This is a genomic window from Paenibacillus radicibacter, from assembly GCF_024721995.1.
GTDB lineage: Bacteria > Bacillota > Bacilli > Paenibacillales > NBRC-103111 > Paenibacillus_AM > Paenibacillus_AM radicibacter.
Window position 1 is genome coordinate 209587 of sequence record NZ_JANQBC010000012.1, and the last position, 6935, is coordinate 216521.

The window sequence follows — 6935 nt, forward strand, 5'->3', positions numbered from 1 at the left end:
TCGCTCATACCCCCTGACTTACGAACAAGCACCCCCCACTCATAAGAGCGGAGAAAGTGCTTATTCATTAGATACGATCTATTTTACCATATTTATAAAATATGTGTGCATCGCATAATCATCTGTCAGCTCTGGATGGAAGGATGCCGCCAGCAAGTTGCCTTGACGCGCTGCTACGATCTGTTCGTTGTACGTCGCAAGCACTTCAACACCTTCGCCCACTTCCTCAATGAGCGGCGCACGAATGAATACTGCCCTCACAGGCTCTTCAATTCCCGCTACCGTCAAATCCGCCTCAAAGCTTTCCCTCTGTCTGCCGAACGCATTGCGAGCAACACGCATATTCATTAGACCTAGGTGTGACCAATCCTGACCTGCAACTTCACCCGCAAGTAGAATCATGCCTGCACATGTACCGAAAATCGGCTTACCAGCTGCAGCGAAAGCCTGAAGGGCATCCACAAATCCATACAGATTCATGAGTTTGCCCATTGTCGTGCTTTCCCCGCCAGGTAAGATAATGCCGTCTATGTCATCTAACTGCTCGACCTTCTTCACGATAACGCCTTCTGCACCCGCAAGCTCAATCAATCGAATATGCTCCGCGACTGCCCCTTGCAAGGCTAACACACCAATTTTCATACCGATCTACCTTTCCTATTAAGCTCAGCCAAGATGCATACCTCGTATTACCAACCGCGGTCTTGCATGCGCTCAGCAGCTTGAAGCTTGGAAATTTCGATCCCTTTCATTGGTGTACCCAAGTTCTTAGATACTTCCACGATCAAGCCGTAGTCCGTGTAGTGAGTTGTCGCTTGTACGATTGCTTTTGCGAACTTCTCTGGATTATCGGATTTGAAGATACCCGATCCTACGAACACACCGTCAGATCCAAGGTGCATCATAAGCGCAGCATCTGCTGGATTTGCTACACCACCTGCAGCAAAGTTTACAACTGGCAATTTACCCGTCTCGTGTACTTGCAGGACTAGCTCATAGGGAGCGCCTAAGTTCTTCGCTTCAGTCATTAGCTCATCTTTGCTCATCACTTGAATTCTACGAATTTGAGCTTGTACCGTACGCATATGACGTACTGCTTCCACGATATTACCTGTTCCTGGCTCGCCTTTTGTACGGATCATCGATGCGCCTTCGCCAATACGTCTAAGCGCTTCACCAATGTCTTTTGCACCGCAAACGAATGGTACAGTGAATTCACTCTTGTTAATATGGAAAACTTCATCCGCAGGCGTTAATACTTCACTCTCATCAATGTAGTCTACGCCCATCGCTTCAAGCATTTTTGCTTCCACATAATGACCAATTCTAGCTTTCGCCATAACCGGAATAGAAACGACCTTCATTACTTCTTCCATAATTGTCGGATCACACATACGTGCAACACCGCCAGCAGCGCGAATGTCTGATGGAACGCGCTCAAGTGCCATTACTGCTACCGCACCTGATGCTTCAGCGATTTTCGCCTGTTCCGCATTCATAACGTCCATAATGACGCCGCCTTTTTGCATTTCAGCCATTCCTCTTTTAACGCGAGATGTACCTGTTTCCATTCCCCAATACCCCCTGCTCCATATGTGCAACATCCATCGTCAGAATAATCTACCGATAGTGAACTTCTAAACACACATTTTACATGAACGCCTATTTTTATACAACCATTATTCCAGTATTTGAAGTGATATATGACACACTATTTCCCACTAGAATAAGCTTTTAATGTCCGAGAATAGGTTTGAGAAGAAGTTACCAATTGCACGGAACATCAAACGCCACCAGCTTGCCTTTTCAACATCAGCATCTGCGATCAAATCAACCGTTTGCGTGTGGTTTTTGTACGTAATTTTTGCTGTACCTAGCACATCACCTTTTTTAATTGGAGCTATACGCTTGCCTTCTTCTACAAGAGTCGTTTCCACTTTAAACTCAGTTGCTGCTTCACCTTTTTGAACGATGTAGGATAGACCGTTTTTCGTTACAAGTGGAACTTCAAGTTCAACACCCTTAGTAACAGAAGCTACTTTTGCTTCATCAAGTGCAGTCTTCTCATTCACTAATTGTTTCTTTTCAAAATTGTTAAATCCATAGTCCATGAGTTTACGTGTCTCATCAAAACGCTTCGCTTCTGTCTTCGCGCCCATTACTACCGTAATTAAACGAAGTCCATTACGCTCAGCTGTACCCGTAAAGCACCAGCCAGCCTCGTCTGTATGACCTGTCTTCAGTCCATCAAGACCTTGGTAAGCGTAACCCTTACGGTACGTACTGTCTTTGTAGCCTTCAAGCATCCAGTTCCAGTTCGTCATTGGTGATTTGTCTGCCGGTCTCAACTTTTGCGATGTAATCTTCGTATAATTTAAAAGTTCCGGGTGATCCTTAAGTAAGTTTTGCGCTAAGATTCCAACGTCACGCGCTGTCATCAAGTTTTCGCCTGTATATGTTTTGGAGGCATACTCTTTCAGATCTTCACGATTTAGACCCGTGACATTGTTAAAAGAAGTCTTGTCCGACATTCCGATTGCCTTAGCCTTATCATTCATCATTTTAACAAAATTGTCCTCTGAACCGCCTGCAATTCGCTCCGCAAGTGCAACCGAACCGTCATTACCGGAGTAAATGGACATTAAGGCGAACATATCTTTTACAGGAAGCTTCTCGTTTTCTGCGATCATTTGACCAGAGCCAAGTACAGACGACGCATATTTGCTCGTGTTAACTAGCTCGTCCCACGTAAGTTTGCCTTCTTTAATCGCGTCAAGTACAAGGTACTCTGTCATCATCTTCGTCATCGAAGCCGGCTCACGAGCCGCATCAGCATTCTTTTCAAACAACACTTGACCAGATGTCGCATCAATAAGAATCGCTGATTCTGCTTCAATACTAAGCGGAGAGGATGCTACCTCCGCATTCGCAATCTTCGAGCCATTTATATTAAAAATGACCATTTGCAACATACAAAAAGTTAATACTAATGCAATCCTTTTTTTCCAATTTTTCTTCACAACACTCACTTCATTCCCACTCTCCTACTATTTAGTATCAGATTTAGATTATATTTTACCATACCCCCATATGCAAAAAAAAGAAAGCAAGGATTCGACATCAAATCCCTGCTTTCTATATCCAATTATTTCTATTTTATAGTGAGTAGTTAGGCGCTTCTTTTGTAATTTGAACATCATGCGGATGACTTTCACGTAAGCCTGCACCTGTGATACGTACGAACGCTGTATCTGTGATGAGCTCTTTAATGTTGCGAGCACCACAGTATCCCATACCGGAACGAAGTCCGCCAATCAATTGATAAATCGTATCTGCTAGAGGTCCTTTGTAAGCAACACGTCCTTCGATACCTTCTGGAACCAATTTGGATTCACCTTCTTGGAAGTAACGATCCTTGGAACCTTCTTTCATCGCACCGATCGAGCCCATACCACGGTACACTTTATAACGACGTCCTTGGAAGATCTCTTGCTCACCAGGACTCTCTTCCGTACCTGCGAACATACTTCCTAACATCACCGCGCTTGCGCCAGCTGCGATCGCTTTAACAATGTCACCAGAGTACTTGATACCGCCATCAGCGATAACAGGTACACCGTACTCACGTGCAACGTTTGCACAGTCATAGATAGCTGTAATTTGCGGTACGCCGATACCTGCAATAATACGGGTTGTACAAATCGAACCCGGACCAATACCGACTTTAACGATGGAAGCCCCTGCTTCGATCAAGTCACGAGTTGCTTCACCTGTTGCTACGTTACCAGCAGCGATAGGTAAGTCTGGATACTGCTTGCGAAGCTCTCTTACCATGTTGTTAATGTTAACATGGTGACCGTGAGCTGAGTCTACGACGATTAGGTCGATACCTGCTTCAATTAGTGCTGCTGCACGCTCCATACCGTCCTTGGATACGCCGATCGCCGCACCAACAAGTAGACGGCCATATTTATCTTTAGCTGCAAAAGGATACTGAATCGCTTTTTCGATATCCTTAATTGTAATTAGACCTTTAAGCTCATTATTTTCATCCACGAGTGGAAGCTTTTCAATCTTGTGCTTTTGCAAAATACCTTCAGCTTCTTGAAGCGTCGTACCGACTGGAGCTGTTACTAAGTTCTCTTTTGTCATCACATCACTGATCTTCGTATTGAAGTCATGAATGAATCTAAGGTCACGGTTCGTTAAGATACCAACTAGCACTTTATTCTCATTTACGATAGGCACACCCGAGATGCGATACTTGGACATTAATGCTTCTGCATCATACACCAAGTGTTCTGGAGTTAAGGAGAATGGATTCGTAATAACGCCACTTTCCGATCTTTTTACGCGATCCACTTCTTCAGCTTGCTGTGCAATCGACATGTTTTTATGAACAATCCCAATACCACCCTCACGAGCAATCGCAATTGCAAGCTTGGACTCCGTTACTGTATCCATTGCTGAAGACAAGAATGGGACATTCAATTTCACATGAGGTCCTAGTTGAGTCGTAATATCAATCTCTTTACCGAACACTTCCGACTTTCTTGGAACGAGTAACACATCATCAAACGTTAGACCTTCTTTAGCAAACTTTGCTTCCCACACAGGACAGTTCCCCCTCTTATTTAGTCGTGCCTCAAAATTATTCTTTCCATCTTAACAAAAGGTCAATTTTCATGTCAAGCATATCTCGCCAGCGTTTTAATTACAGAAAATTCAGTTTTAATAAAGACTTCTTGCTATCCCATTTTATTTAAAAGAGTACTTGCACTGTGAATTCCATAATAGAAATTCATCGATACCCATTTCATGTGCTGCTTTAATCTGTTCTCGTATATCGGTTTCCGTATAAGGTCGGACAGGCTTAATCCAATATGCAGTAAAATCCTGCAGCCACGGCCGTATTACAGCCCCCTTCTTGCCCTGAGCGGTTAGTTTATCATTGGACTTAATCGCATCGCTAAGAGCCTGTTTAATAAGCGCATAGGGCTGAGAATTAGGATTACCAATCCCATAGAACCCTTTGTTATAGTGTGAAGGGTAAATCATCGGTGATATCACATCTAGTGTTGGACTTAGCTTGTACCAATCCTGACCGATCCCACCATCTTGTGTCGTAAAAGTTGTTAGCCCAAACACATCGGCAGATACATGTGTGTGTGGTCCTAACTCTTTTTGTGCATAGTCGATAAAAGCAGCAATTGTCTCTGCCTTCGATCTTCCATCCGTTACGCCAAAATCTACTTCACGGTCTACCCTTTTACCGTTCTCCGGAAAACGTACATAATCGAACTGAACTTCATCAAACCCGTGAGCTACAGCTTCTTTGGCAATATCCAAGTTATAACGCCAGTTCTCTTGCTTATATGGATTGAGCCAACGAGCTCCCTTTCGATCTTTCCATATCGTGCCGTCCTCTTTTTTAACCATTGCGTATTCTGGGCGCTTTTTCGTCATAAATGAATCCTTAAACACCACAATTCTCGCAATCAAATAAATTCCTTTATCCTTCAAAGACTTAATTAATGTATTAGGATCCTTAATTACCGGATTAACATCTGCCCCAATCTCATTAACAAGGTTTACATTGGAATCATACATGACTTGACCCATGTCCGACTTCACATCAATTACCATCGTATTTAAACCATGCGTTTTCATCATCGTTAGAAGAGAATCTAGCTTCTTCCCTTGTGTAACATAAGCCGAAACATAGATTCCCTTAACTACAGGGCGCTCTTTCTTCGCGGTTGCAGTAAATTGCTGCCCCATGCGCTCCTCAGGAGTTAGTTGTGCCTCTTGTTGTTGATTAATTTTAATTGGTTTATTCTGATCCGATTCAGCTTTTGGACGATTAAGCGAGCAACCAGATAGCAACAGAACCAGAACAAGAGATGCTGCTAACCAATTATGTTTATGTATTGTAAATGTTCTCATCCTACCCGCCTCCTTGCAGGTAGTATGTACATGATGGGAATCAGAGTTGTAATCGGTAATTGTACTTTTTAATGGATATAAGGAGAACAATTACCAGTCCTATTTTTGAATAAAAGTGGGATTGTATAGCAAGTAACTCAAACATGCCTCTTTTCAACTTTATTAAATAAACTACCAGCTGAATTGTACATATTGAACTCCATCTAATATTTATTACTGTTGTTCATCAAAGCAGAATCATAATTGCCTATATATTCCCTTATAAAACTTATAAAAATGCTTCATATTTTATGTGATCGTTAGACGATTGGAAATTAAGAAGACTCTTGTTTTAAAAAGTAAACCTACTACCATCTTATCCGAACAAATTCATTTCCAATTTTAAGCTGTGCTACTTCAATAAATTTACAACAATCCGAAAAAATACACTCAATAAATAACCAATTATCTGCATCCTCAAACATTTTATTAACCACAATTAGCCTCTATAACATGACCTAATAACAAAAAAGAGTTGCTACTTATAAGAAGTAACAACATATTTCTCTGCAAAACACACAAAAAAGCTGCTACTCACAAGGAGTAACAGCTTTTTCTCTTTTGCTCGGCAACGTCCTACTCTCCCAGGACCCTGCGGTCCAAGTACCATCGGCGCTGAAAGGCTTAACGGTCGTGTTCGAGATGGGTACGTGTGGTTCCCTTTCGCCATCGTCACCAAACAAGTTAATTGTACAAGGCTTATGCCTTGAAAACTAGATGCGAATTGAAGTGTAAAGCAGTTTTACGAATTAAATTCGTTATTTTAGATAAGCCCTCGACCTATTAGTATTGGTCAGCTCCACACGTTACCGCGCTTCCACCTCCAACCTATCAACCTCGTCGTCTACAAGGGGTCTTACTAATTGGGAAATCTCATCTTGAGGGGGGCTTCGCGCTTAGATGCTTTCAGCGCTTATCCCCTCCGTACATAGCTACCCAGCGGTGCTCCT

The 6935-nt window shown here is 42.7% G+C and carries 5 protein-coding genes and 2 rRNA genes; all 7 read right to left on the reverse strand.

What is annotated here, in order from left to right:
- Nucleotides 1-78: 78 nt before the first annotated feature.
- A complete protein-coding gene (gene pdxT, locus NV379_RS21080; RefSeq protein ID WP_258209324.1) occupies nucleotides 79-642 on the reverse strand; it encodes a pyridoxal 5'-phosphate synthase glutaminase subunit PdxT in 564 nt (187 codons plus the stop codon).
- 47 nt (nucleotides 643-689) lie between these two features.
- Nucleotides 690-1571 (reverse strand): pyridoxal 5'-phosphate synthase lyase subunit PdxS, encoded by an 882-nt coding sequence (gene pdxS, locus NV379_RS21085; RefSeq protein ID WP_258209325.1) that lies wholly within the window; start codon nucleotides 1569-1571, stop codon nucleotides 690-692.
- Between the two features lie 150 nt (nucleotides 1572-1721).
- Nucleotides 1722-2963 (reverse strand): D-alanyl-D-alanine carboxypeptidase family protein, encoded by a 1242-nt coding sequence (locus NV379_RS21090; protein WP_258209326.1) that lies wholly within the window; start codon nucleotides 2961-2963, stop codon nucleotides 1722-1724.
- A gap of 193 nt (nucleotides 2964-3156) precedes the next feature.
- Nucleotides 3157-4614, reverse strand: coding sequence for an IMP dehydrogenase (gene guaB / locus NV379_RS21095; protein ID WP_258209327.1), 1458 nt, complete (start codon nucleotides 4612-4614; stop codon nucleotides 3157-3159).
- A 144-nt stretch (nucleotides 4615-4758) separates the two neighbouring features.
- Nucleotides 4759-5946, reverse strand: coding sequence for a putative glycoside hydrolase (locus tag NV379_RS21100; RefSeq protein ID WP_258209328.1), 1188 nt, complete (start codon nucleotides 5944-5946; stop codon nucleotides 4759-4761).
- Between the two features lie 602 nt (nucleotides 5947-6548).
- A 5S ribosomal RNA gene (gene rrf / locus NV379_RS21105) occupies nucleotides 6549-6665 on the reverse strand.
- Between the two features lie 83 nt (nucleotides 6666-6748).
- Nucleotides 6749-6935 (reverse strand): 23S ribosomal RNA (locus tag NV379_RS21110); the annotation flags it as partial.